The organism is Cephaloticoccus capnophilus (assembly GCF_001580045.1).
Lineage (GTDB): Bacteria > Verrucomicrobiota > Verrucomicrobiia > Opitutales > Opitutaceae > Cephaloticoccus > Cephaloticoccus capnophilus.
This window is the reverse complement of record NZ_LSZP01000001.1, coordinates 1-1,034: the sequence shown is the minus strand read 5'-3', so window position 1 is coordinate 1,034 and position 1,034 is coordinate 1. Positions and strand designations below refer to the sequence as shown.

The 1,034-nt window shown below is 43.9% G+C and carries 1 protein-coding gene; it reads left to right on the top strand.

Features of this window, described 5'->3' with window-relative positions; all coding sequences use genetic code 11:
* The coding region (locus AXK12_RS08630) for a hypothetical protein (RefSeq protein WP_231863454.1) at positions 1-929 on the top strand (929 nt) is incomplete at its 5' end.
* Positions 930-1,034: the final 105 nt, after the last annotated feature.

Genomic DNA, 1,034 nt, shown 5'->3' with positions numbered 1-1,034 from the left:
CCCCCCCCCCCAAAGGTATTAGTGATCTTTATGTAAATGGGAGGGTGTCTCTTGATGGCGACTATTATGGATCCGTTACTTTCACTGGTAATATGGACAGAGACCATTCTTCTTTAGATCTCAATGGCCATACTCTCTTTATTGATAGAGGACTTTATCCTTATAGCCCGCGTGCTGCGAGCATATGGGGCAAGGGAAGCATTACTTCGAATAAGAATAAGATAGATATAGACATATGGGGGGGCTCCTTAATTATAAATTCTAAGATTAGAGATAATAGGCACAAGGTAGGACTTAGAATTTCCAGCGAAGGGGGACCCAAGTACCTGGAAATAGGAGGGGATGAAGCCAATACCTTTACTGGCGATGTTGAAGTATCACATACTGGCTTGATTCTGAACAAGCGCGACGGGGTTACTGCCATTGAAGGGAATGTTTTTATAAAAGATAATGCCACGTTAAGTTTTAAAAGTAACTACCAATTAGGTCGCAGCTCTGTTGTTACATTAAGTATGGGGGGACTTTATTTTAGTTCTATGGGAGGGGACATTATTCAGAGCTTTAAACAATTAATTATAGATGGCCTTGGTGTTATATCCTTTGGGGTTAATGGTAAGGTTGATTCTATAACAAAAATTTACCTAGATGACTTGTGGGTTCGTTCTGGCAGGGAGGTGAACATTTTCCACTGGAGAGAAGGCCGTGACTTTATTTTAGTAAAGAAAACGAGCAAAAACTTAGCGGATACCATGAAGAAAATAAAATTTTTTGGCTATGACCCTAGTAAGCTTCACCTAGAGGACTATAACGACGAATATTGGATGATTAACGGTGCCCCTGAACCCGCGACTTACGGGGCAGGCCTAATGTTAGGCGTACTCGGGCTTGTCTGCTATCGGCGCCGGCAGCGCAGCTCACCTCACCAGTGAGCGGCACTTTCCCACTACGCGTGGGGCGGCGGTCAGTGACCGCTTCCATTTAATTTGGGATTTCGCAACGCGCTATCGCGCGAAAGCGAAATCCCAAATTTGAAA